This is a genomic window from Kitasatospora sp. NPDC056076, assembly GCF_042266305.1.
Taxonomy (GTDB): Bacteria; Actinomycetota; Actinomycetes; order Streptomycetales; family Streptomycetaceae; genus Kitasatospora.
Genome location: NZ_JBHJWG010000039.1, coordinates 40,517 through 62,325 on the forward strand (window position 1 = coordinate 40,517; position 21,809 = coordinate 62,325).

Genomic DNA, 21,809 nt, shown 5'->3' on the forward strand with positions numbered 1-21,809 from the left:
GTCAGCCCAGGCCGCCGGTGGCCCGGAGGTTCTGCCCGGTGACCCAGCGGGCGTCCGGTCCGGCCAGGAAGGCGACCACGTCGGCGATGTCCTCGGGCTGTCCGAGCCGGCGCAGCGGGGTCAGGCCCGCGACCCGGTCGAGCGCCTCAGGCGGGTTGGCGGCACGCAGCAGGTCGGTGTCGGTGGCGCCGGGGGAGACGGTGTTGACGGTGATGCCGCGCGGGCCGAGTTCGGCCGCGGCGACGGCGGTGAGCTGTTCGACGGCGCCCTTGCTGGCGGCGTACGCGGCGATGCCGGGGACGGGGCGCACGGTGTTCACGCTGGAGATGTTGACGATCCGTCCGCCGTCGCGCATCCGGCGGGCCGCGTAGCGGACGGTGGCGAACACGGCGCGGGTGTTGACGGCCAGGACGGCGTCGAAGGCCGTGTCGTCGAGGTCCGCCAGCGGGGTGGGGGTGAAGGACCGCGCGGCGTTGTTCACCAGGATGTCCAGCCCGCCGAGCCGCTCCTCGGCCGTGGCCATCAGCCGCTCGGCGGCGCCCGGTTCGGCGAGGTCGGCCGGTACGGCCCAGGCGCGTCCGCCGCCCGCCGCCACCGCGTCGACCACCGCCTCGGCGGCCGCCCGGTCGGTGGCGTAGCCGAGGACGACGTCCGCGCCCTCGCGCGCCAGCCGCTCGACGATCGCCCGTCCGATGCCCCGCGAGCCGCCCGTGACGACCGCCGCCCTGCCCTCGGCCACCTTGCGCACCTGTCCTGCCGCCGTTCCTGCCACCGTTCCACCTCTCGCGAAGTCGCCTGTCCTGCCGGTGACATGGTCGCCGAGGCGGCCGTTCGGCGCGCGGGATTTCCGGCGGGGCCGACTGTGGGCTGTCGGAGCCGCGGGAGGGGGGCTCAGATCGAGAGGTAGATCGCGCTGCCGAGGCCGGCCAGGAAGCAGTACACCGCGAACGGGGTCAGGCTGCGGGTCTCGAAGTACTTGGTGAGGAAGCGCACCGAGATGTAGCCGGCCACGAAGGCGGCGACGCTGCCGGCCGCGACCGGGCCGAGCACGGAGGAGTTCTCCGGCTTGAACAGCTCGGGCACCTTCAGCACCGAGGCGGCCAGGATGACCGGGGTGGCGAGCAGGAAGGAGAACCGGGCGGCGTCCTCGTGGTGCAGCCCGCGCAGGATGCCGGCGCTCATGGTGACGCCGGAGCGGCTGATGCCGGGGAACAGCGCGAGGATCTGGGCGGCGCCGATCCAGGCGCCCTGGCCGTAGCCGAGCCTGGTCAGCCGGACGTCGGAGGCGGTCGCCGGGTCGAGGCCGGGCTCGTCGACGGGGGCGGCGTACCCGGCCCGGCGGCGGCCGCTGCCGCCGCGCTTGAGCCGTTCGGCGCCGAGCAGCACCAGGCCGTTGAGGGCGAGGAAGACCGCGGCGGGCAGCGGCTTGCCGAGGGCGTGCCGCAGGGCCTTCTCCAGCACGAGTCCGGCCACGCCGACCGGGATGGTGGAGATGATGAGCAGCCAGGTGAGCTTCTCGTCCCGGGTCTGCACCCGGCGGTGCCGGATCGAGCTGACCAGGCCGCTGACCACCCGGACCCAGTCCCGCCGGAAGAACACCACCAGGGCGAGCGCGGTGGCCAGGTGCAGGGCGACCAGCGCGGCGAGGTAGGGGGAGCCGTCGGCGGTCATGTCGAGGTCCTGCTGGATCTTCCCGCCGAGCACGGCCGGAAGCAGGATGCTGTGGCCCAGGCTGGAGACCGGGAAGAGTTCCGTCACACCCTGCAGCAGGCCGACGCCTATCGCTTCCGGGTAGGTCAGGGTGGACATCGCGCACCTTCGCTCGGGGGTCTGCGGCCGCCCGATCCCGGTGGCCACCGCGAAGCTACTACGGGCATGTAGACGCCTGGCAGGCCCGCTCCCAGAAGTTCATCGAGCGTATGTCCGGGCGTCACCGGGCCCGGACTCAGCCGAACAGCGCGCCGGCCAGGGCGCCCAGCAGACTGCCGAACGGCACGCTCCGGTGCACGGCGGCGCCGAGCAGCAGACCGGCGGTCGCGGCGAGCGGGACGCCCAGCAGCGGCAGGGCGACGGCCAGCAGGGCGGACCGGCGGGGCGGGCGGGGCGTGCGGGGCAGGCGGTCCATCGGGCGCCTCCTACGGGGGCGAGGGGTCGACGGAGCCCTACGATGCAGCCTCCCGCAGCGTCAGCTTCAAGTCCTTTTCCGGGACCCGGTCCGGACGTACGTCCGTCTCGGACGCCCAGATCGCTCGCGGGCGGCCGGCCGGGACGTACGTCCGTCTCAGACGTCCGTGTCGGTCGGACGTACGACCTGGACGCACGTCCGTCCCGGTCAGGCCTCCACCCGCCGCCACCCCGACCCGTCGGCGGGCACCGGGGCGGTCGCGAAGTCGTAGCGCAGCAGGTCCGGCCCGAGTGCCAGCAGGGTGATCGAGGAGGAGCCCCAGATCCGCCCGTCGCCGAAGTCCCGGCGCTGGATCAGCGCGGCGTCCTCGTCCGGCGCCAGCCCGTCGCCGGTGACGACCGGCAGCCAGCCGCCCCAGGCCCGCTCGGTCGGGCCGTCGGCGGTGGGGCTCGGCCGGGGCTCGGCGCGGAACCGGGCCCGGAAGTGGTCCGCGCGGGCGGCCATCAGCGAGCGGATCCGCTCGGAGGCGGTGCGGTTGGCCGCCATCCCCTCCAGCCCGTCGTTGAGCACCACGCTGAGCCCGGTGGGCAGTTCGTGCTCGGTGAGCCGGCCGCCGCCCCAACTGGCGACCCGGGCGCCGTCGGGGCGGACCTGGACGAGGTGGAAGGGGTCGTACGGCGTCAGGTCGAGGTGGCCGATCCCGCCCTCGCGGACGGCGGTGAGCGGGAGTTCGCCGCGGCTGAGCCTGCTGTCGGCGGGGGCGAGCGGGCCGAAGCCGTTCAGCAGGCAGGCGGCGGTGCGCCGGGTCGGGTCGACGGCCAGCCAGGTGCCGCCGGCCGCGAGGTCCAGTCCGCCGAGCAGTTCGGGCCGCTGCGGCCAGTGGTGGTCCGGCGGCAGCCAGGCGCGGCCGAGGTACTCGTCCCGGACGGAGAGCAGCAGCACCGGTACCGCTGCCTCCGGTTCGATGCTGATGAACGCCGTGCACACGGTCCCGTCCCCCTGGTCCGATCCGCTGGTCCGATCTGCCGGTCCGATCCGCCGGTCCCGCCCCCTGGTCCGATCCGCTCGGAAGGTGCGAGGATCCGGAGGTCCGACGATCCGAAGATCCACCAGCGATCCTCGCACGCCCGTTCGTGCGCCGGAAGTGGCCCAAGGATCCGAGCGGCGAATGCACCAGTGGGACGGGCCAGTCGGCTCCTAGGCTGGCGACCGTGACGACGAACGAGACCGAGACCCACCAGACCGACACCGTGCCCGCCCCCGAGCTGCGCCTGCAGCTGGGGCGGCTCGCCCCCGAGTTCTACCAGGCCATGATCGCCGTGGACCGGGCCTCCCGGCAGGGCCTGGACCCGGTCCTCGCCGAGCTGGTCAAGGTGCACGCCTCGATGATCAACGGCTGCGCCTTCTGCATCGACATGCACGCCACCGACGCCCGCAAGAACGGCGAGCAGGACCACCGCCTGGTCTCCCTCCCCGCCTGGCGCGAGACCCCGTGGTTCACCGCCCGTGAGCGGGCCGCCCTCGCCCTCACCGAGTCGGTCACCCTGCTCACCCAGGGGCACGTGCCGGACGCCGTGTACGCCGAGGCCGCCGCGCACTTCGAGCAGGCCGAACTGGCCCAGCTGATCGCGCTGATCGCCACCATCAACGCCTGGAACCGGATCGGCGTGTCCACCCGCATGAGCCCGGCCGCGAAGTGAGCGGGGCCGCGATGACCACCCAGCAGGAGAAGGCCCGGCTGCTCCGGGAGCTGCACCGCCCGGGCGAGCCGCTGGTGCTGGCCAACGTGTGGGACGCGGCGAGCGCCCGGCTGGTGGCCGGCGCCGGGGCGCGGGCGCTGGCGACGGCCAGCGCCAGCGTGTCCTGGTCGCTCGGCAGCCCGGACGGCGGCGGCGCCGACCGCGACCAGGTGCTGGCCCGTACCGCCGAGGTGGTCCGCTCGGTCGACCTGCCGGTCACCGCGGACCTGGAGAGCGGCTACGCGGACACCGCGGCCGGGGTCGGCGCGACCGTCACCGCGCTGCTCGCCACCGGCGCGGTCGGGGTGAACCTGGAGGACGCGGACCACACCCCGGAGCAGGCCGCGGAGCGGGTCGCGGCGGCCCGGGCGGCGGCCGACGCGGCCGGCGTCCCGCTGTTCCTGAACGCCCGGACCGACGTGTTCCTGCACGGCCTGGGCGAGCCGGAGGGCCGGCTGGACGAGGCGGTCCGCCGGCTGCGGGCGTACGTCGAGGCGGGCGCGGACGGCGTGTTCGTCCCCGGCGTCGCCGACCCGGAGACCATCGCCGCCCTGGTCGCGGCCGTCCCGGCCCCGCTGAACGTGCTGGCGGCGCCGGGCGCACCCACGGTCGCCGAGCTGGCGAAGCTGGGCGTGGCCCGGATCAGCCTGGGTCCGGGCCTGGCCAAGGTGGCCTACGCGGCGGTCCGCCGGGCGGCCGAAGAGGTGTACGGGAGTGGTACGTACGCCGCCCTGGACGGCGGGCTGACCTACCCGGAGCTCAACGGCCTGTTCACGGGCTGAGCCCCGGGGGCGGGCAGCAGACAGGAGCGGGCGGCGGACCGGACGGGGGTCGGTCGGCCGCCCGCTCCACCGCGCGTCCGGGCGGCCCGGTGCGGCGGGCGGCCCGTGGCGGCGGGTGGGTCAGCCGATCTGCCCGCTGAGCCCCGGGTGGGACATCTGGTTGGTGCCGATGGCCTCCACCTCGTCGGCCGTGTGCCCGACCACCGGGAGCTTGCCCGCGGTCTGCAGGGCGAGGTCGGCGGGGGAGAGGGTGAGGCCGTCGGTGAGGCCGCCGGTGGCGTCCGGCGAGCTGGCGACCTGGCTGGTGGCGGAGGCCGCCGGGGCGGCGAGGGCGAGGCCCGCCATGGTGAGGGCGGCGAGGGTGGCGAGTTTCTTCATGCCCTGCCGAACGACCGGGCCGCCCTCAGGTAACCGGGTGGCGGCAACCGTCACCCCTGTCGCCCGTTCCGGCGGCCCGCATCACGCGCCCGTCCCCCGGACCGTCACCCGCAGCGTCCGCACGCTGTTGCTCACGAACGAGCCGATCGGCTCCGGCCGTTCGCCCTCCGCCAGGGCCAGCGCCGGGAACCGGGCGAACAGGTGCCGCAGCGCCGTCTCCGCCTCCAGCCGGGCCAGCCCCGAGCCGAGGCAGAAGTGCGGGCCGTGTCCGAGCGACAGGTGCCGGGCGGGCTGCCGGGTGAGGTCGAAGCGGTCGGCGTCCGGGTAGTGCCCGGCGTCGCGCCCGGCCGCGGCGTACGAGGCGAGCAGGGCCTCGCCGCGGCGGATCACCACGTCGCCGACCTCGATGTCCTCGCTCGCGTAGCGCAGCGGGAACTGGCCGACCGGCGAGTCGTGGCGCAGCGTCTCCTCCACCACCGCGGACCACGGCTGCGCGCCGTCCAGCACCAGTCGCAGCTGGTCGGGGTGGGCGAGCAGGGCCCGGACGGCGTTGGTGATCAGGTTGAGCGTGGTCTCGTGCCCGGCCACCAGCATCAGCAGCAGGGTGCCGACGAGTTCGGCCTCGCTGAGCCCGTCCCCGGCCTCGCGGACGGCTATCAGGTCGGTGGTGAGGTCGTCCCCGGGTTCGGCCCGCTTGGCGGCGACCACCGAGGCCAGCAGGGCGTTGAGGTCCCGCTGGGCGGCGAGCGCCGCCTCGGGGGTGGCCGAGCTGGAGACCAGGGTGTCGGAGAGGTGGTGCAGTTCGTCCTGCTGTTCCGCCGCGAGACCGAGGAGTTCGCCGATCACCTGCATCGGCAGCGGGTAGGCGAAGTGCTCGCGCAGGTCGAACTCGCCCTCCAGCGCGGCGATCCCGTCGAGCAGCGCGACGGTCCGGGCCTCGATCGCCGGGGCCAGCGCGGCTGTTCGGCGCGGGGTGAAGGCCTGGCTGACCAGCCCGCGCAGCCGCTTGTGGTCCTCGCCGTCGGCGGTGATCATGCCGGGCACCGTGACGAAGTTGAGCAGCGGCCAGCCGTACGGCAGTCGGCCCTCCCGGAAGAGGGTCCACAGCTGGGGGTTCTTGCCGATCCGGGGGTCGGCCAGCAGTGCTTGGAGGGTGTCGTGGTGGGTTACCGCCCAGACCACCACCCCGCCAGGGAGCTCCACCAGGACGGCCGGGCCGGCTGCCCGGAGCCGGGCGTTCTCGCCGTGCTGGTCGCGTCCGAAGGGGTCGAGCCGGACGGGCTCGGGGCGGACGGGCTCGGGGCGGGGGCCGCGGGGGTCGTCGGCGGTGTCCATGCGGGCCTTTCGGGGGCTGGCGGGCGGGGCGGGGTGAAGGCGCTGTAGAGCACCGGGAGGGCGACCAGGGCCCGTGACCACGGGGACGGACGCCAGGTCAACTCGCCTGCGGGTACGGCAAGCTGGAGGTCGGGAAGACGGTGCAGCAGGGTCTCGATCGCGGTCTCGACGATGATCCGGGCCGGGTGCTGGGCCGGACAGACGTGCCGGCCCGCGCCCCAGGCGAGGTGGGCCCGGTTGCCGCCGAGCGAGCCCTGGGCGGCCGAGGAGGCGCCCTGGGCGGCCGGGTCGGCGTTGGCTGCGGCCAGGCCGAGCACCAGCATGTCGCCCTTGTTGACGTACTGGCCGCCGAGGACGGTGTCGCCGGTGGCCCAGCGGCCGGGGAAGTTCTGGGTCGGCGGGTCGCGCCAGAGCACCTCCTCCAGCGCGTCGGAGACGGTCAGCCGCCCGCCGGTCAGGGTGGCCCGGAAGCGGCGGTCGGTGAGCAGCAGCCGCAGGGTGTTGCCGATCCAGTTGATGCAGGTCTCGTTGCCCGCGACCATCATCACCACCAGGTGGTGCACCGCCTCCTCGTCGGTCAGCGCGGCCGGGTGGGCGAGCAGCCAGGAGGTGAGGTCGGCGCTGGGGGCGGTGCGGCGCTGCCGGACCAGTTCGACCAGGGTGTTCTGGAACTCCCCGGCGGCGCGCACCGATTCGGGCCCGCTGTCGACGAAGTGGCTGATCAGCTCGATCATCCGGGGCCCGCTGCCGGTGGGCAGGCCGACCAGCTGGGTGGAGACCAGCAGCGGCAGGGCGCGGGCGTACTGGCCGATCAGGTCGGCGGTGCCGTCCGGGCCCCAGCTGTCGATCAGGCCGTTGGCGGCGGCCTCGGTGGTCTCGCGCAGCTGCCGGTGGTCGATCTGGGCCAGGGTGTCCGAGACGGCGGCGCGCAGCCGCTGGTGCTCGGCGCCGTCCAGGTTGAGCAGGGTGGGCCGCCAGGCGGTCATCGGCTGCAGCCGGGAGTCGGCGGCCAGCCGGCCCTCGGCGGGCACCCGCCACTGCCGCGAGTCCTTGGAGAACAGCGCCTCGTTGCGGGTGAGTTCGAGCAGTTCGGCGTAGCCGAGGACGAGCCAGGCCTCCACCCCGGGCTCCAGCTCGATCGGCGCGACCGGGCCGTAGCGCTCGCGCAGCCGGGCGTACAGGCCGTGCGGGTCGTCGGCGACGGCCTGCCCGTACAGCGGGGTGAGCGGGACGCCGACCGGCAGCCCGCCACCGGGCGGGGCGCCGTACGGAGCTCCGGTCCCGTACGGACCGCCGGTGCCGTACGGGCCGCCGGCGCCGTGGGGCCCGCCGGTGCCGTGCGCGACCGGGCAGCCGGAGGGCCGCGGGGGCTCGGGGGCGGTCACTGCTGGAGCTCCAGCAGCGAGCTGCGGTGCAGGTGGTCGACGAAGTCGATCAGCAGGTCGTAGGAGGCCCGCCGGTCCCGGGCGTCGCAGTACAGGATCGGCACCTCCGGCAGCAGGTCCAGCGCGGAGCGCAGCTCCTCCTCCGGGTAACTCGGCGTGTCCGGGAAGGTGTTGACGGCCACCGCGAAGGGGATGCGCTGCTCCTCCAACCGGCCGAGCACGTCGAAGCTCTCGTCCGGCCGGCGCAGGTCGACCATCGCGATGGCGCCGAGCGCGCCGCGCGACAGGTCGTCCCACAGCGGCCAGAAGCGCTGCTGCCCGGGCGTGCCGAACAGGTACAGCGCGAGCCGGGAGTTGAGCGTGATCCGGCCGAAGTCCAGCGCGACCGTGGTGGTGGTCTTGCCGCTGCGCCCGGTGAGGTCGTCCACGCCGCTGCTGGCGGCGGTCATGGTCTCCTCGGTGCGCAGCGGGGTGATCTCGCTGAGCGAGCCGACCAGGGTGGTCTTGCCGACCCCGAACGGGCCGGTGACCAGGATCTTCACCGCGCCCTGCACCGAGGACGGCAGGTACTGCGGTCCGGCCGGCACGTCGGCGGGGGCTTCAGCGGAGTTGGCGGAGGCCAACGAGCACCTCTTCCAGGAGGGTTGTGGGCAGGCGTTCGGCCTGCGGGACGGGCGGGAGCACCTGCACGGCGCCGAGGTCCCAGAGGTCGCCGACCAGCACCTTGACGACGCCGAGCGGCAGCCCCAGGTGGGCCGCCACCTCGGCGACGGACAGCAGGCTGTGGCAGAGTCCGAGGATGCGCCGGTGCTCCCGGTTGAGCAGGACGTGCTCGGGCAGTGCCGGGGGATCTGATAACGCGCTGACCAGGCTCTCGATCGCCAGGTCGGCGCGGGTGGGGCGGCTGCGCCCACCGGTGATGACGTAGGGCCGGACCGGCCCGTTCACCGGTGCCCCCCCGCCGCGTGGTCGACGCGCGGCGGGCTGGTGAGGTGGGTGCCGATCCGCTCGACCAGGACCTGCATCTGGTACGCGACCAGCCCGGCGTCGACCGCCTCGCTGGTCACCACGGCCAGGTGGGCGCCGGCCCCGGCGGCGACGACGAACAGGTAGCCGCCGCCGTACTCGATGATGATCTGGCGGGTGGCGCTGCCGGGGCCGCCGAAGCCCGTCGCGACGCCGCGGGCCAGCGACTGGAGCCCGGAGCAGGCGGCGGCGAGCCGTTCGGCGTCCTCCCGGGCGATGTCGGCGCTGCGGCCGATCTCCAGACCGTCGTTGGAGACGACGACGGCGTGCTGGACCTGGGGGACGGCGATGATGTCGGCGAGCAGCCAGCCGAGATCGGGGGTGGTGGTCATGGAACTCTCCGGGGCGATGGGGAAGTCGGGGGGAGGTCGGGGGAGCGGGACGGGAGCGGGCTCGGTGCGGGCCGGGCCGGCTCAGTGCGGGCCGGGCGGGCCCTGGGCCCGGGTGCGGGCGGCCGACCGGCCGCTGGCCGTCCCGGCCTGGAACATCGCCATGAACGCCTGGGCGTCCCGGGCCGAGCGGTACGGCGGCTCGGGCGCGGGTGGGGGAGCGGCGTGCTGGGCGGGTCGGTTCGCACGGTCGCGCCGGTGGCTCCGGCGGGGCAGCGGCGGAGGGGTGTCGGCCGCCGGGGCCCGGCTGGTGGGCGGGGCCTCCACCAGCGGGTGAACGGCGCCGGGGTGGTCGGGGCCGGCGAGCGGCCGGGGGTCGGGGGTGAACGCCCGGTCGTCCGGCCCGAGTCCGGGCACGGTGGGCGGCAGCGGCTCGGTGAGCAGGGCGTTCGGCAGCAGCAGGACCACGCGCACGCCGCCGTACGGGGAGGGCGCCGAGCTGAGGGTGACCCGGAACCCGTAGCTCTCGGCGAGCCGGCCGACGGCGGCCAGCCCCAGCTGGGGCACCTCGCCGAGCCGGGAGACCTCCAGGCTGCTGCCCCCGGCGAGGGCGGCGGCGGCCTTGGCGACGGCCTGTTCCGGCATGCCGACGCCGCCGTCGTCGATCTCGATGACCGCGCCGTTGTGCACCGGCATCAGGGTGACGAACACCTGGGTGCTGGGCGGGGAGTAGCGGGTCGCGTTGTCCAGCAGTTCGGCGATGGCGTGGATCAGCGCCTCGGCGGCCGCGCCGACCACCGCGGTCTCGATCCGGCTGCGGACGACCACCCGCTGGAACGGCAGGATCCGCGACTGGGCGCCGCGCACCACGTCCTCCAGCGACACCGGCTCCGGCCAGTGCCGCCCGGCCCGGGCGCCGCACAGCACGGCCAGGGTCTGGGCCAGCCGGGCCTGTTGGGCGGCGGCGTGGTCGGCCTTGAGCAGGCCCTCCAGCAGCGCCGGGTCGTCGTGGGTGCGCTCCATCTCGTCGAGCAGGGCCTGCTGGTCGTGGGCCATGACCAGGATCCGGCGGGCGACGCTGAGGAAGGCCCGCTGACTGGAGGCGGTGAGCTCCTGCTCCTGCTGGACGGCGGCCAGGTCGGCGCCCCGGCGGGAGAGTTCGGCGGCCAGCTGCTCCTGGAGCCGGGTGAGCTCGCCCGCCAGCCGGTCGGCCCGGCCGCGCTGGGTGACGGACACGGCGCGGTACCGCGCGGCGGCCACGAGGGCGAGGACGGCGAGCACGCCGGTAGCCGTTGCGCACCACTGAGTCATCGTCACGCCGCGAATTCTAGGGCGATGATCCTACGAAGGTGTGAACGGATCTCGCCATGTGACTGGATCTCGTCAATATCGAGTCAATACGCCGCCGTTCCCGCGTCGTTCGACCGCGATCGCGGGGCCCTGACAAGCCGTCCGATCGTTCGTCCAGGGTCTTTCGACCCCCCTCGATGTGGCGGGTGGTGGCCGGTTCGCGTCCCGTGATGTGTGGGGCCTGTGTGCACGGTGTCGCCGAACCGGCGTCATCAGGTGCCGGGCCTTGGGCCTCGGGCCTCGGGCGTCAGGCCTCGGGCGGCATCCGGTGCAGGAGCAGCAGCGCCACGTCGTCCGGCCGGGAGCGGCGCTCGGTCACGTTCAGGGTGAGCAGGTCGGCCAGCCGCTCCAGCGCGGGGGCCGCGCCGATCCGCTCCGGGCCGGTCTGCCGGGCCCACAGCTCCAGCCCGCCGATCATCCGGTGCACCGACTCGTCGTAGTCCTCCTCGCGGTCCTCGACCAGCCCGTCCGTGTAGACCAGCAGGGTCTCGCCGCCCGCCAGCCGGCCGGTGGCCAGCGGGTACGGCTGCCCCGGGTCCACGCCCAGCGGCGGGCCGCCCGGCAGCTCCAGCTCGACGGCCGTGGCGTCGGCGGCGATCCGTACCGGTGCCGGGTGGCCGGCCCGGGCCGCGGTCAGGCTGCCGTCGGCCGGGTCCAGGGTCAGGTAGAGGCAGGTCGCGAACAGCTCGGTGTCCAGCTCGGACAGCAGCCGGCTGGTCCGGGCCAGGGTCGCCGCCGGGTCGTGCCCGTCCGTCGCGTACGCCCGCAGGCCGCTGCGCAGCTGGCCCATCACGGCGGTCGCCTCGGCGTTGTGGCCCTGCACGTCGCCGATGACCAGCCCGATCCGGCCGTCCGGCAGTTTCAGCAGGTCGTACCAGTCGCCGCCGATCTGCATGCCCTCGGTGCTCGGCAGGTAGCGGGCGGCGCTGGCGATCCCCGGCAGCCGGGGCAGGGTGCGCGGGAGCATCGCGCGCTGGAGTTCACCGGCCCGGTGGTGGTGGGTGTCGTACAGCCGGGCCCGCTCCAGGGACTGCGCGAGGATGCCGGCGAAGGTCGAGTACAGGGTGCGGTCCGCGCGGCCGAACGCGCGCTCGGTGGCGAAGGTGATCAGGCAGGAGCCGACCTGCCGGCCGGAGGCGACCAGCGGCAGCACCGCCCAGGCGGCCGGGGCGTCCGGCCGCACCGGCCCGGCACCGGGCTGGCTGAACAGCGGGGCCGAGCGGGCCAGCGAGTGCTGCATCACCTGCTCGGAGAGGTCCGCCAGCCGGGTCAGCTCGGCCCGGCGCGGTCCGCCGTACACGGTGTGCGAGACCGGCAGCAGCCGGCCCTCGTCCACCAGGTCCAGCACGATGCTGGCGGCGCCGAGCGCCGGACGGGCCACGTCGGTGACGGCGGCGGTGACGTCCCGGACGGTCACCGCCCGGGACAGCGCCCGGGTCAGCGACAGCAGCAGGGCCGTCCGGGCCCCGGCCGGGTCGTGCGGCGGCTCGGCGTCCCGCGCCCGGCGGTGCTCCACGTCGGCGATCAGCCCGGCCATGCGCACCGGGCGGCCGTGCACGTCCAGCATCACCTCGCCGGACTCCTCGACCCGCGCGACCTTCCCGCCCCGGCGCAGCATCCGGTAGCCGATCCGGTAGCGGCCCCCGCTCGCCAGCGCCTCCGCCAGGGCCGCCTGGACGTCCGGCAGGTCCTCGGGGTGGACGATCCGCTCCAGCTCCGGGGCGGTCCCGTCCGGGTCGACGGGCCGGCCGGCCACCGCGAAGGCGGCCGCGTCCCAGTAGCTCTCCCCGGTGACCAGGTCGCGCTCGAAGGCGCCGTGCCCGGCGGCCCGCACCGCGAGCGACAGCAGCGGGTGGGCCAGGGCGGCGTCCGGGGCGGTCGGGGCGGTCGGGGGCCGCTCCGCGGTGCGGTTTCCGGTGCGGTCGCCGGTGTGGTCGAGGACGTGGTCCAGCAGGTGGTGCAGCCGGTGGGCGCAGGCCCCGGCGATCGTCTCCAGCACGTCCAGGTCGCGCCCCGGGACGGTGCCCCGGTGCGCCAGGGCGAGGGCCAGCACGCCGATCGGCCGCTCGTCCACCACCAGCGGCAGGCTGACCACGGCGACCATCCCGGTGCCCATGCCGGCGTTCCGGTTCGGGTAGTCGACGCTGGTGTGCTCCGGGCTGAGCAGGTACGGGCGGCGCAGCCGCAGCGCCATCGCGGCGGGCAGCTCGCCGGCCGGGTCGACCAGGCCGTAGCGCTCGTGCGCCCAGTCCGGCAGCCCGTGCGAGGCGGTCAGCCGGAGCATCCCGGCGGGGTCCAGCAGGTACAGCGCGGAGCCCTCGCCGGTGATCCAGTTCGGGCCCTCGGCGAGGACGGTGCCGAGCAGCTCGGCGGCGCTGGTGCAGCCGAGCAGCAGGCGCACGCAGCGCATCGGACTACGAACGGGAGAGGACACCAAATCTTCATACCCCATTTCCGTGGTCCGCGGTCGCTCTCAGCCGCCGCACCAGGACCAGGGTCCGGTCGTCCGCGACGTCCTGCGCCACCGCCTCCACCAGCCGGCCCGCCGCCCCCCGGACCGCCTGCCGCTGCGGCGGATTGGTGCGCACCTCCGGCTCGGCCGCCGCCAACAGCCGGCCCACCCCCTCGTCCAGGTCCCGGCCCGGCACCTCCACCAGGCCGTCGCTGAACAGCAGCAGCGAATCCCCGTACGCCAGCCGCCCCGACACCCCCGGGTACGGCGCCCCCGGCACCAGCCCCAGCGCCGGACCGCCGTGCTCCGACGGCACCCAGCCCGCCCGGCGGCAGAACCGCACCGGCGGCGGATGGCCCGCGTTGAACAGGCGGTAGCGGCCCGTCGCCGGGTGCAGCGCCAGGTGCACGGCCGTGGCGAAGTCGTCCTCCCAGCCCATCCGCACCAGGTGGTCGTTGGCCGCCGGCAGGAACGCCTCCGGCGGCACCCGGCCCAGCAGCATCGCGAACGCCCCCGACAGGTGCGTCGACCGGGCCGCCGCCCGACTGCCCTTGCCCGACACGTCCACCAGGACCAGCTCCAGCAGGTCCTCCTCCGGCCGGTGGGCGCACAGCAGGAAGTCCCCGGAGAACGACGTGCCGCCCGCCGGGGCCAGCGCACTGTCGAAGTGCCAGTCCAGCAGCCGCTCCGGCAGCCGGGCCAGGGCCCGGTTGTGCTCCGCCAGCTCCAGCAGCATCGAATCGCCCTGGGTGCCGCGCAGCCCCAGCCGGTCCCGGAACCGGTTCGCGGTCAGCACCGTCGCCCCCGTCGCCGCCACCACCAGCGTCACCCCCAGCCGCACCCCGTGCGGGTCCTGCACCACCGCCCCCAGCAGACCGCCCGCCAGCGCCGCGCACACCAGCACCCGCAACTGCCCGCGCCGCAGCACCAACCCGCCACCCACCACCGGCAGCACCAGCGCCGACGGCGGCCACCCGTACGGCAACAGGACCGGCAGCACCCCCAGCACCACCGTCACCCCGAGCAGCACCCCCAGCGCCACCCGCCCGGCCCGGACGTCCCCGTCCAGCACCCGGCCGTACCACCGCCGCACCCTCGCTATCAGTGCGGGCACCCGGAACCTCCGCGAAGGCGTGGGCGGTCCCCTGTCGTGACCACCAGTCAGCCCGGCCACACTAACCCCTCCCCTCCCACCCCCCTCAGCGCAGTTCCCACTCCCACCCGCCCCCGCCTGCCGCCCCGCAACCCTCCTCCCCCGAGGTGCCCACTGCTGCGCTCCACCCGTCTCCACCAAGCCCGTTCCGGCCCCACGCGCACCAGAAGTCGGCCCACCCGACTTCCGGTGCGCACCTGAGCGCCGGCCGCCGACACTGCTGCGGTTCCTTACGGCGATGCCCTCGCCCCAGCGGCTCGACAACCAGGCGACCCGCTGTCGCCAGAAGTCGGCCCGCCCGACTTCTGGCGCGCCGCTTCTTGCCGCCGCCTCTCGGCTGCCCGTCACCCGGCAAAGCCCGCAGCTCCGTGCTCCCTCCGCCGCTTCCTGCGCACAGCCCCTGCCTCTCGGAGAGATCGGCCTCCTCGCCGAGGCGTCCGCCTGATCCTGCCGATCGGTAGAGCCGCGCCTTTCGGCTGCCCCGGTCGTCCCCGCCGGGCTCCTTCTCGACCGGCCTCGCACGAGAAGTCGATAGGGCCGACTTCTGGCGCGCCCACCAATGCCGCAGCACTTCTCCGCCCCCGAGGCCCGCGGCGGGTCGCCCTGTAGGCCCCTGCCTACGAGGTGCTGCGCAGGAGTCAGCCTGTTCACCCCCGGCCGCGCCGGCCCAGCCGGCAACTTCGCCTCGCCAGGAGTCGGCCAGGTCGACTTCCTGTGCGCTTCCCCGGCCCAGCTGGCAGCTTCGCGCCACTGGAAGTCGGCCAGCTCGCCTTCCAATGTGTGGCCCAGGCTCTGCCCCGGGGGGCTTCTGCGGTGGGGTTCCGTGGGGGCGGCAAGCGCAGGAAGTCGGCCCGCCCGACTTCTGGCGCGCCCGCCGACGCCGCCGCGTTCCCCTGTGGCCCGAGGCGCGCGTGGCCGTTCGCCTGGTAGGCCCCTGTCTACGTGGTGTTGCGCAGGAAGTCGGCCAGGTCGACTTCCTGCGCACTACTCCGGCCCCGCGGGTTGGTCGATGGGCCGGCGGCCGTTGCCCGCTCAGGTCGACCGATCCGCAGCCCGCGCCGCTGGAAGTCGGCCGGGCCGACTTCCAGCGCGCGGTCCGGGCTCCGCTCCGGCGGGCTTCTGCGGTGCGGTTTCGCGGGGTTGCGGTCGCGAGAAGTCGGCCGACCGGCAGCCCCGCCGCACCAGAAGTCGGCCGGGCCGACTTCCTGCGCCGCTCAGGTGCTGTGCGGGTGGGGGTGGGCCCGGGGTGGTCAGGCGGGGGTGGCGGTGCCGGGCCAGGTGTGGAGGGCGGTGGTGAGGGTGGTGATGAGGCGGTCGTGGGTGGTGGTGAGGTCCTCGGCGAGTTGGAAGGCGCCGGCGATGGAGAGGGAGGCGAAGCCGTGGGCGAGGGAGCGGACGGTGCGGGCGGCGTGGATGGCTTCGGGGCCGTCGAGGCCGTAGCCGCGGAGGACGGCGATGATGACGCCGACGAGCCGGGTGGCGGCGCGGGTGAGGTCGTCGTCGGGCTGGGGTGCCTGGGGGAGGGCGGCGTAGCGGTGGGGGTGCGCGGTGGCGTAGGCCTGGTAGGCGCGCAGGACGGCGGTGACGGCGTCGTCCCCGCTGCGGCCGACGGCGGCGTCCGCGAGCCGGTCGGCGAGCTCCTCGGTGACCCGGACGGCGATGAGGCGCCGCAGTTCGCCGAGTCCGCCGCTGACGTGCTTGTACAGCGAGGGGGTGGCGACGCCGGCCCGGGTGGCGACGGAGGCGAGGGTGAGGGCTTCACCGCCCTGGTCGTCGATGAGGGCGAGGGCGTGGTCGACGACCTGGTCGGGGGTCAGTCCTACGCGGGGCATGGCTTCGTTTCTCCGTACGGGCGGGGGGTTCAGGCGAGTTCGGCGAGGAAGGGCAGCAGGGCGTCGGCGACGGCCTGCGGGTTGTCGGCCATCGGGTAGTGCCCGGACCCGTCGATCATCACCTTGCGGGCGCCGAGCTTCTCGGCCTGGAGGTCGGCGACGGCCTCGGGCTTCGGGAAGTCGGGGTCCTTGCTGCCCATGAGGACGAGGGCCGGGCAGCGGACGGCCGCGCACCAGCCGACGGGTGCGGAGTCGCCGGTGACGTGGCCGCGGGTGGCGGTGCGCCGGCCGGGGGTGCGCAGGGCGGCGACGAGTCCGTCGACGTAGCCGTCGAGGTCGGCGGGGCGGGGGCCGGGGTAGGCCATCTTGCGCAGGTAGAAGCCCCAGACGCCGGGCCACCGGACCATGGCGGCGCCCATGACGACCATGACGCCCTGCATGAGGGCGTTGGCCCGGTGTTCGACGAAGGCGTCGATCAGGGCGATCCCGGCGACCCGCTGGGGTGCGTCGCCGGCGACCTTGACGACCGTCGCCCCGGTGTAGGACTGCCCGACCAGGACGGCCCGTTCGATGCCGAGGTGGTCGAGCAGGGCGAGGACGTCGGTGGCGACGGCGGCGGGGCCGTAGTCGTCCCAGACGATCGAGGAGTCGCCGAAGCCGCGCAGGTCCATGGTGACGACCCGGTGGCCGGCGGCGGTGAGCAGCGGGTGCAGGTGCCGGTAGGCGCGGCGGGAGTCGAGCATTCCGGGGAGGAGGACGACGGGGGTGCCGTCGCCCTGCCGGGTGTCGTCGTAGGCGAGGCGGCCGCCGGGGACGTCGAGGTACTGGGTGCTCGGGGTGCTGGTGCCGTTCATGGTGGCCTCCGCCGACTCGCTCGTTTCTGCCTGTAGCCATAAAGCTAAGGCTAATAGCCTTAGCCGTCAAGCGTCCGGCCGGTACCGGGGGCGCTCTTCCGTTCACGCCCCCTCGACCCGGAAGGGGTCGTGCTCGCTGAGCAGCTTCTCCAGCCGGGCCTGGTCGACCCGGGCGACGGTGTCCGAGGACTCCTGCCGGTCCCGGACCACCTTGGCCAGCGTGAACGAGGAGGTGACGGTGTAGAGGAGGCCGATCCCGAGGAAGGCCCGGGTCCAGCCGCCGACCGGCAGGTAGGCGATCCCGGCGGCGAGGGCGGTGCCGGAGAGGGCGAAGGAGAGGACGGCCTGGACGAAGTACGCGGCCGTGGTCCGTGACTGCATCGGTGTGCTCATGGCGCCAGGATGCGGCGGGGCGGCCGGGTCGCACATGAGTAGGAGTACTCAGATGGACCGGGTGGCTGAGGGGTCGTTCGTTGACGTCCGATCACCTGTTCCCCAGCGGCCCCGAGCGGATGGCTTGGAATCGGAGCGTCCTAGGATTAACGTCTGATAACGCAGCGCGGTCGTCAATGCCGTACCCAGACGGCACCGTGCGCCGTCGCCTAATCCCACCGACCGGCCTCCGGGCAGGTCAGGGAGCCGGGGAACCACGTTCCTTGGGGTGAATCGGCGGGGCTCCGGCCCGGCCGTAGGAGACCTTCCTGCTCCGAACCCGTCAGCTAACCCGGTAGGCGCGAAGGAAGGAAAGGAGCGCGCCTCCGTGGCGTCGACGCACACCCCGGCACACCCGGCCGGCCCCGCAGCCGGTACCCAGCTCCTCGACCACCCCGGCCCGCACGGCGCCGAGCCCCGCGACGGCGGGTCCGCCGGACCGGCCGAGCCGTTCGCCCCGGAGGCCGAGGCCAACCGCCACCGGATGCCGCGTCAGACCCGCGGCGCCTCCCCGCTGCTCGGCGTCACCGCCGTCGCCGCCACCCTGGGCGCCACCGGCTTCGCCTCCGCGACCCCGGCCGCCGCGCCCGCCGTCGAGGCCCCGGACGAGACGGTCGCCCTGGCCGCCGACCCAGGCCTCGCGCTCGCCGCCCGGATCCAGCAGCAGGCCGACAGCCAGCGCACCGCCGCCGAGGAGGGCGCCCGGGTCCAGGCCGCCCAGGAGGCCGAGGCCAAGGCCGCCGCCAAGGAGGCGGAGGCCAAGCGTGCCGCCGAGGAGGCCGAGCGGGCCAAGGCCGCCGCCCTCACCCTGCCGGTGAAGGACTACGACCTCTCCGCCCACTACGGCCAGAGCGCCCGCTACTGGGCCCACCTGCACACCGGCCTGGACTTCGCGGCCGACACCGGCACCGCGGTCTACGCCGTCGGCCAGGGCACCGTCACCTCGGCCGGCTGGTCCGGCTCGTACGGCTACCGGATCGTCGAGACCCTGCCCGACGGCACCGAGATCTGGTACTGCCACCTCTCCTCGATCATCAAGGGCTCCGGCAAGGTCACCGCCGGCCAGCAGATCGGCAAGGTCGGCGCGACCGGCAACGTCACCGGCCCGCACCTGCACCTGGAGGTCCGCCCCGGCGGCGGCGCCCCGGTCGACCCGGAGACCTGGCTCCAGCAGCGCGGCCTCACCCCGTAGGACCGACGGACGTGGCAGGGCCCCGGCGGCGCACGCCCGGGGCCCTGCCACGTCGGCTCACTGCTGCTCCTGCTCCTGAGGCTCCTCCGACCCCTCCGGCTGCTCCTGCTCCTCCGCGGGCAGCTGCGCCAGGTAGGCGTCGATCTCGGCCGCCCCCGGCTCCGGCGCGAGCTCCGGGAACTCCTCCACCAGCAGGCGCGGCAGTCCGGGCACCGTCCATTCGCCGAGCAGGTCGAGCGCCGCCTCGGCCGCCGCCGCCTCGAACTCCTCGAAGCCACCGGTCAGTTCGTCCGGCATCGGGCGCCCCAGCGCGTTCAGCTCGGCCAGGTTGCGGTAGCTGCGCCGCATCAGGCCCTGCTCCAGCAGCAGCCGCGCGCCGTCGGTGGCCATGCCGACGGACAGCACCCGGCCCGGCCCCCAGCCCTGCTCGTCCGGTTCGTCCAGCCAGCCGGTCGTCGTCAGCGCCTCGTACCCGGCCAGCCGCTGCTCCTCGTCGAGCGCGGCGAAGCCCGCCAGCCAGTCCCGGACGGCCGCCGGGTCCGTCACGTCCACCCCGTGGGCGTGCAGCAGCACCGCGTACAGCCGGGGCCAGGTCACCAGGTCGGCGCGGTGCAGCAGCCCGGCCGCGACCTCGCCCTGCCACTCGGCCTCGGCGTGCAGCCGCTCCTGGCGCTTGGCGTTGAGCCGCTTCGCGGCCCGCTGGTGGTCGACCAGCAGCCGTACGGCTTCGCCGTAGGCGAGCGGGTCCTGCTCCGGCGCGGGTTGGACGTAGAGGTGGAGCCGCTCGTACAGCAGGTGCTCCACCTCGTCGGAGGTGAGTTCGGGCCAGCCGTCGTGCATCCTGCCCCCGCCCAGCTCCAGCAGCGCCAGCACCGCGCGCAGCGGCGCTTCGGCCACCGGCGCGCGGTCCTGGCCGGCCGCCCAGGCGAGCAGGTCGGCGGCCCTGGTGCGCGGGGCGAGCCGCAGGTCTTCGTCGTTCATGTTCCGAACGGTAGCCGCCGGACGCGGGTAGGGTCGGCAGCCATGGTCCCCGTACGCCTCACCGGCCCCAGACTCGCCCTCCGCGAGTACCGCCACACCCCGGAGGAAGTGGACGCGCTGCACGCGCTGTACGGCGACCCGGAGGTGACCCGCTACCTCCCCTTCGAGCCGCGCGACCGCGAGACCTGCGCCGACCAGATCGAGCTCTACCTGGAGGAGGCGATGGCCGAGGAGCGGGGCGTCTACCGGCTCGCCGTCGTCCGGCGCGAGGACGCCGGGGACACCGGGGACCCGGAGGACGCGCTGCCGGTCGCGCACGCCGCCCTCACCCTCGGCGAGTACCGCTCGGCCCGCCTCGGCTACGTGCTGAGCCGCCCGGTGTGGGGCCGCGGCTACGCGGGCGAGATCACCGGACTGCTCTGCGAGCTCTCCTTCGGGGCGCTCGGCCTGCACCGGCTGGCCGCCCGGGTCGACGTGGAGAACACGGCCTCGGCCAAGGTGCTCACCCGACTCGGCTTCCGGCTGGAGGGGCACGTCCGGCACGACCTGTACAAGGGCGGCGCCTGGCGCGACTCGTACCGCTACGCGCTGCTCGCCGACGAGTGGTCCGGCCCGCCCGCGCCGCGCCCGGGAGCCGGGCAGGGGCGCGAGGCCGGGCAGGGGGGTTAACCCCACCCCCGATCCGCCGGTCGGCCCGATACCCACCGGGCCCCGCCTCGGCCAGACTTGACCACGTCAGCGAGTACGGAAGACCACGACAACGAGGGGCCGGGGACCGGGAGATGAGCAGCAGCGGCAGCACGCTGGGTCAGGGGTGGGACGCCGCGGGCGGTTACGGCGACGACGGGGCCCGTCCGGCCCGGGCCCGCCGCACCGAGGAGCCGCCCGGCTTCTGGCGGGCGCCGTTCTCCGGGCACTACTACCGCGAGGTCGGTTACGCGCTCACCGGGCTGCCGGTCGCGATCGTCGGCTTCGTCGTCGCGATCGTCCTGTTCTGCCTCGGCGTCGGCACCTTCGTCACCGTCCTCGGCCTGCCGGTGCTGGCCGCCCTGACCAGCACCGCCCGGGGCCTCGGCCGGGCCGAGCGGGCCCGGGTGCGCGGGATGCTCGCGCTGGACGTGCCCGGCCCGGCGCCGGTGCAGCAGGTGCGCCCGGGCAGCTGGGGCTCGATCACCGCACGGCTGGCCGACGGGGCGGGCTGGAAGGCCGCGCTGTACCAGCTGGTGATGTTCCCCTGGGCGGTGTTCAGCTTCTGCCTCACGCTGACGTTCCTGCTGCTCGGCTGGGCGATGGCGCTCTACCCGCTCTACCACTGGGTCTTCCCGCGCTACACCTCCTGGCACGGGTACCAGCTGTTCGACTTCACCGACAGCCACCACGTCCGGCACGCCTACTACGTGGAGGGCACCTGGCAGATCGCCGCGTTCTCGGCGATCGGGGTCCTGCTGATCTTCCTCACCGCGCGGCTGGTCCGCGGCCTGACCAACGTCAACCGGGCCGCCACCCGGGGGCTGCTCGGCCGCTGAGGCCCGGCCCGCTCGCTCCCGGCCCGCTCCCTGACGCGCCGCTTCCTGACGCTCCGCCCCCGTCTCTGCCCCGCCCTGCCTCTGTCTTGCCTCCGCCCCGCCCGTGCTCCGGACGCCTTCCGGATGCGGGTGGGGCGGCCCCGTGTTCGGATGGCCGGGTGGCGACCGCCCCCACCCCCGTGCCGGCCCCGGACGTCCTGGTCACCTCCCGTCCGCTGGACGAGTACTGCGCCCTGTTCGGCCTGACCCGCGCCCGGCTCGCCGCCCTGCCCGGCCCGCTGCTGGACTGCCCGGGCGGTACGTCCGGCCTGGCCGCCGAGGCGCGCGAGCTGGGCTGCCGGGTGATCGCCGTCGACCCGGCGTACGCGCTGCCGCCGCCCGAGCTGGCCGCCCGGGCACGGGCCGCCCGGGCGTCGATGGCCGTCGCGATGGCGGCCCGCCCGCAGCTGTACCCCTTGCGCCGCCCCGCCCGCCCGGACCGCTACCTGCGCAGCTGGGACCGCGCCCGTCGGCTGTTCGCCGCCGACTCGGCCGCCCACCCGCAGTGCTACCTGGCCGCCGCGTTGCCCCGGCTGCCCTTCGCGGACGGCGCCTTCGCACTCACCCTGAGCGGCTACCTGATCTTCGCCTACCCCGAACTGTTCGGCCCGGAGCGGCAGCTGGCCGCGCTGGCCGAGCTGGTCCGGGTGACGGCCGCGGACGGGGAGGTACGGGTCCAGCCGCTGAACGACGGTCGCGGCCGCCGCTGCGGCCACCTCGACCGGCTGCGGTACGCGCTCGGCGAGCGCCGGATCGCCAGCGAGGTCCACCGGGTGCCGCACGAAGGCGGCCGCACCAGCGGGGTCCTGGTGCTCCGGGCCGCCCGGGGTCGGCCCCGCGGGCCGGAACCGGCCATACTCCTGTAATGGTCACTGGGCCGGTTGGCCCCTATACTCGCT

The 21,809-nt window shown here is 75.1% G+C and carries 23 protein-coding genes and 1 riboswitch; of the genes, 6 read left to right on the plus strand and 17 right to left on the minus strand.

Features of this window, described 5'->3' with window-relative positions; all coding sequences use genetic code 11:
• Position 1: 1 nt before the first annotated feature.
• The 4 genes from ACFC1T_RS27985 to ACFC1T_RS28000 all read right to left on the minus strand — a co-directional run bounded on the left by ACFC1T_RS27985 (position 2) and on the right by ACFC1T_RS28000 (position 3,112).
• Positions 2-772, minus strand: a complete 771-nt coding sequence (locus ACFC1T_RS27985; RefSeq protein ID WP_375892874.1) for a glucose 1-dehydrogenase — start codon at positions 770-772, stop codon at positions 2-4.
• A 119-nt stretch (positions 773-891) separates the two neighbouring features.
• Positions 892-1,809: an undecaprenyl-diphosphate phosphatase gene (locus ACFC1T_RS27990; RefSeq protein ID WP_375892876.1), complete on the minus strand. Its 918-nt coding sequence runs from the start codon at positions 1,807-1,809 to the stop codon at positions 892-894.
• Between the two features lie 136 nt (positions 1,810-1,945).
• A complete protein-coding gene (locus ACFC1T_RS27995) occupies positions 1,946-2,125 on the minus strand; it encodes a hypothetical protein (protein ID WP_375892878.1) in 180 nt (59 codons plus the stop codon).
• Positions 2,126-2,332: 207 nt separating this feature from the next.
• Positions 2,333-3,112 carry an NRDE family protein gene (locus ACFC1T_RS28000; RefSeq protein WP_375892880.1) on the minus strand — a complete coding sequence of 260 codons (780 nt, stop codon included), beginning with the start codon at positions 3,110-3,112 and terminating at the stop codon, positions 2,333-2,335.
• Between the two features lie 224 nt (positions 3,113-3,336).
• On the opposite strand from ACFC1T_RS28000, the gene ACFC1T_RS28005 reads away from it, so the two are divergent.
• Positions 3,337-3,825: a carboxymuconolactone decarboxylase family protein gene (locus ACFC1T_RS28005; RefSeq protein WP_375892882.1), complete on the plus strand. Its 489-nt coding sequence runs from the start codon at positions 3,337-3,339 to the stop codon at positions 3,823-3,825.
• A gap of 11 nt (positions 3,826-3,836) precedes the next feature.
• Positions 3,837-4,646 (plus strand): isocitrate lyase/phosphoenolpyruvate mutase family protein, encoded by an 810-nt coding sequence (locus ACFC1T_RS28010; protein WP_375892883.1) that lies wholly within the window; start codon positions 3,837-3,839, stop codon positions 4,644-4,646.
• A 120-nt stretch (positions 4,647-4,766) separates the two neighbouring features.
• On the opposite strand, the gene ACFC1T_RS28015 is transcribed toward ACFC1T_RS28010, so the two are convergent.
• From ACFC1T_RS28015 to ACFC1T_RS28070, 12 genes are all read right to left on the minus strand, one after another.
• Complete coding sequence (locus ACFC1T_RS28015; protein ID WP_375892885.1) at positions 4,767-5,024, minus strand: hypothetical protein; 258 nt, start codon at positions 5,022-5,024, stop codon at positions 4,767-4,769.
• 81 nt (positions 5,025-5,105) lie between these two features.
• A complete protein-coding gene (locus ACFC1T_RS28020) occupies positions 5,106-6,206 on the minus strand; it encodes a cytochrome P450 (RefSeq protein ID WP_375892886.1) in 1,101 nt (366 codons plus the stop codon).
• The gene (locus tag ACFC1T_RS28025) at positions 6,191-7,744 is read right to left on the minus strand and encodes a cytochrome P450 (RefSeq protein WP_375892888.1); all 1,554 of its coding nucleotides are present in this window, start codon (positions 7,742-7,744) and stop codon (positions 6,191-6,193) included. Before ACFC1T_RS28025 ends, ACFC1T_RS28020 begins: the two co-directional genes overlap by 16 nt.
• Positions 7,741-8,367 carry an ATP/GTP-binding protein gene (locus ACFC1T_RS28030; RefSeq protein ID WP_375892889.1) on the minus strand — a complete coding sequence of 209 codons (627 nt, stop codon included), beginning with the start codon at positions 8,365-8,367 and terminating at the stop codon, positions 7,741-7,743. Before ACFC1T_RS28030 ends, ACFC1T_RS28025 begins: the two co-directional genes overlap by 4 nt.
• Positions 8,345-8,692 carry a DUF742 domain-containing protein gene (locus ACFC1T_RS28035; protein ID WP_375892891.1) on the minus strand — a complete coding sequence of 116 codons (348 nt, stop codon included), beginning with the start codon at positions 8,690-8,692 and terminating at the stop codon, positions 8,345-8,347. The genes ACFC1T_RS28030 and ACFC1T_RS28035 overlap by 23 nt, the downstream gene beginning before the upstream one ends.
• Complete coding sequence (locus ACFC1T_RS28040) at positions 8,689-9,102, minus strand: roadblock/LC7 domain-containing protein (protein WP_375892893.1); 414 nt, start codon at positions 9,100-9,102, stop codon at positions 8,689-8,691. The genes ACFC1T_RS28035 and ACFC1T_RS28040 overlap by 4 nt, the downstream gene beginning before the upstream one ends.
• A gap of 81 nt (positions 9,103-9,183) precedes the next feature.
• Positions 9,184-10,410, minus strand: a complete 1,227-nt coding sequence (locus ACFC1T_RS28045; protein WP_375892937.1) for a sensor histidine kinase — start codon at positions 10,408-10,410, stop codon at positions 9,184-9,186.
• Between the two features lie 286 nt (positions 10,411-10,696).
• Positions 10,697-12,859 (minus strand): SpoIIE family protein phosphatase, encoded by a 2,163-nt coding sequence (locus ACFC1T_RS28050; RefSeq protein WP_375892895.1) that lies wholly within the window; start codon positions 12,857-12,859, stop codon positions 10,697-10,699.
• Positions 12,860-12,890: 31 nt separating this feature from the next.
• Complete coding sequence (locus ACFC1T_RS28055; RefSeq protein WP_375892897.1) at positions 12,891-14,015, minus strand: PP2C family protein-serine/threonine phosphatase; 1,125 nt, start codon at positions 14,013-14,015, stop codon at positions 12,891-12,893.
• 1,289 nt (positions 14,016-15,304) lie between these two features.
• The gene (locus tag ACFC1T_RS28060; protein WP_375892899.1) at positions 15,305-15,886 is read right to left on the minus strand and encodes a TetR/AcrR family transcriptional regulator; all 582 of its coding nucleotides are present in this window, start codon (positions 15,884-15,886) and stop codon (positions 15,305-15,307) included.
• Between the two features lie 29 nt (positions 15,887-15,915).
• Positions 15,916-16,740, minus strand: coding sequence for an alpha/beta fold hydrolase (locus tag ACFC1T_RS28065; RefSeq protein WP_375892901.1), 825 nt, complete (start codon positions 16,738-16,740; stop codon positions 15,916-15,918).
• 102 nt (positions 16,741-16,842) lie between these two features.
• Positions 16,843-17,133, minus strand: a complete 291-nt coding sequence (locus tag ACFC1T_RS28070) for a YiaA/YiaB family inner membrane protein (protein WP_375892903.1) — start codon at positions 17,131-17,133, stop codon at positions 16,843-16,845.
• 196 nt (positions 17,134-17,329) lie between these two features.
• Positions 17,330-17,488, plus strand: a riboswitch (cyclic di-AMP (ydaO/yuaA leader).
• 12 nt (positions 17,489-17,500) lie between these two features.
• Between ACFC1T_RS28070 and ACFC1T_RS28075 the strand changes: the two genes are divergently transcribed.
• Positions 17,501-18,364, plus strand: a complete 864-nt coding sequence (locus ACFC1T_RS28075) for a M23 family metallopeptidase (RefSeq protein WP_375892905.1) — start codon at positions 17,501-17,503, stop codon at positions 18,362-18,364.
• A gap of 57 nt (positions 18,365-18,421) precedes the next feature.
• Here ACFC1T_RS28075 and ACFC1T_RS28080 read toward each other — a convergent pair whose 3' ends face one another.
• On the minus strand, positions 18,422-19,345 hold the full coding sequence (locus tag ACFC1T_RS28080) for a hypothetical protein (protein WP_375892907.1): 924 nt from the start codon (positions 19,343-19,345) through the stop codon (positions 18,422-18,424).
• Positions 19,346-19,387: 42 nt separating this feature from the next.
• Here ACFC1T_RS28080 and ACFC1T_RS28085 point away from each other — a divergent pair, with 42 nt between their 5' ends.
• The 3 genes from ACFC1T_RS28085 to ACFC1T_RS28095 all read left to right on the plus strand — a co-directional run bounded on the left by ACFC1T_RS28085 (position 19,388) and on the right by ACFC1T_RS28095 (position 21,776).
• Positions 19,388-20,014, plus strand: a complete 627-nt coding sequence (locus tag ACFC1T_RS28085) for a GNAT family N-acetyltransferase (RefSeq protein WP_375892909.1) — start codon at positions 19,388-19,390, stop codon at positions 20,012-20,014.
• 113 nt (positions 20,015-20,127) lie between these two features.
• Complete coding sequence (locus tag ACFC1T_RS28090; protein WP_375892910.1) at positions 20,128-20,871, plus strand: sensor domain-containing protein; 744 nt, start codon at positions 20,128-20,130, stop codon at positions 20,869-20,871.
• Positions 20,872-21,029: 158 nt separating this feature from the next.
• Positions 21,030-21,776, plus strand: coding sequence for a hypothetical protein (locus ACFC1T_RS28095; RefSeq protein ID WP_375892912.1), 747 nt, complete (start codon positions 21,030-21,032; stop codon positions 21,774-21,776).
• Positions 21,777-21,809 lie beyond the last annotated feature (33 nt).

Excerpts from the sequence above, each read along its gene's own strand:
- ACFC1T_RS28065 (WP_375892901.1), bottom strand. The coding sequence starts at position 16,740 with ATGAACGGCACCAGCACCCCGAGCACCCAGTACCTCGACGTCCCCGGC.
- ACFC1T_RS28085 (WP_375892909.1), top strand. The coding sequence starts at position 19,388 with ATGGTCCCCGTACGCCTCACCGGCCCCAGACTCGCCCTCCGCGAGTAC.
- ACFC1T_RS28050 (WP_375892895.1), bottom strand. The coding sequence starts at position 12,859 with ATGCGCTGCGTGCGCCTGCTGCTCGGCTGCACCAGCGCCGCCGAGCTG.
- ACFC1T_RS28060 (WP_375892899.1), bottom strand. The coding sequence starts at position 15,886 with ATGCCCCGCGTAGGACTGACCCCCGACCAGGTCGTCGACCACGCCCTC.
- ACFC1T_RS28045 (WP_375892937.1), bottom strand. The coding sequence starts at position 10,410 with ATGACTCAGTGGTGCGCAACGGCTACCGGCGTGCTCGCCGTCCTCGCC.
- ACFC1T_RS28070 (WP_375892903.1), bottom strand. The coding sequence starts at position 17,133 with ATGAGCACACCGATGCAGTCACGGACCACGGCCGCGTACTTCGTCCAG.
- ACFC1T_RS27995 (WP_375892878.1), bottom strand. The coding sequence starts at position 2,125 with ATGGACCGCCTGCCCCGCACGCCCCGCCCGCCCCGCCGGTCCGCCCTG.
- ACFC1T_RS28040 (WP_375892893.1), bottom strand. The coding sequence starts at position 9,102 with ATGACCACCACCCCCGATCTCGGCTGGCTGCTCGCCGACATCATCGCC.
- ACFC1T_RS28090 (WP_375892910.1), top strand. The coding sequence starts at position 20,128 with ATGAGCAGCAGCGGCAGCACGCTGGGTCAGGGGTGGGACGCCGCGGGC.
- ACFC1T_RS28080 (WP_375892907.1), bottom strand. The coding sequence starts at position 19,345 with ATGAACGACGAAGACCTGCGGCTCGCCCCGCGCACCAGGGCCGCCGAC.
- ACFC1T_RS28015 (WP_375892885.1), bottom strand. The coding sequence starts at position 5,024 with ATGAAGAAACTCGCCACCCTCGCCGCCCTCACCATGGCGGGCCTCGCC.
- ACFC1T_RS27990 (WP_375892876.1), bottom strand. The coding sequence starts at position 1,809 with ATGTCCACCCTGACCTACCCGGAAGCGATAGGCGTCGGCCTGCTGCAG.
- ACFC1T_RS28010 (WP_375892883.1), top strand. The coding sequence starts at position 3,837 with ATGACCACCCAGCAGGAGAAGGCCCGGCTGCTCCGGGAGCTGCACCGC.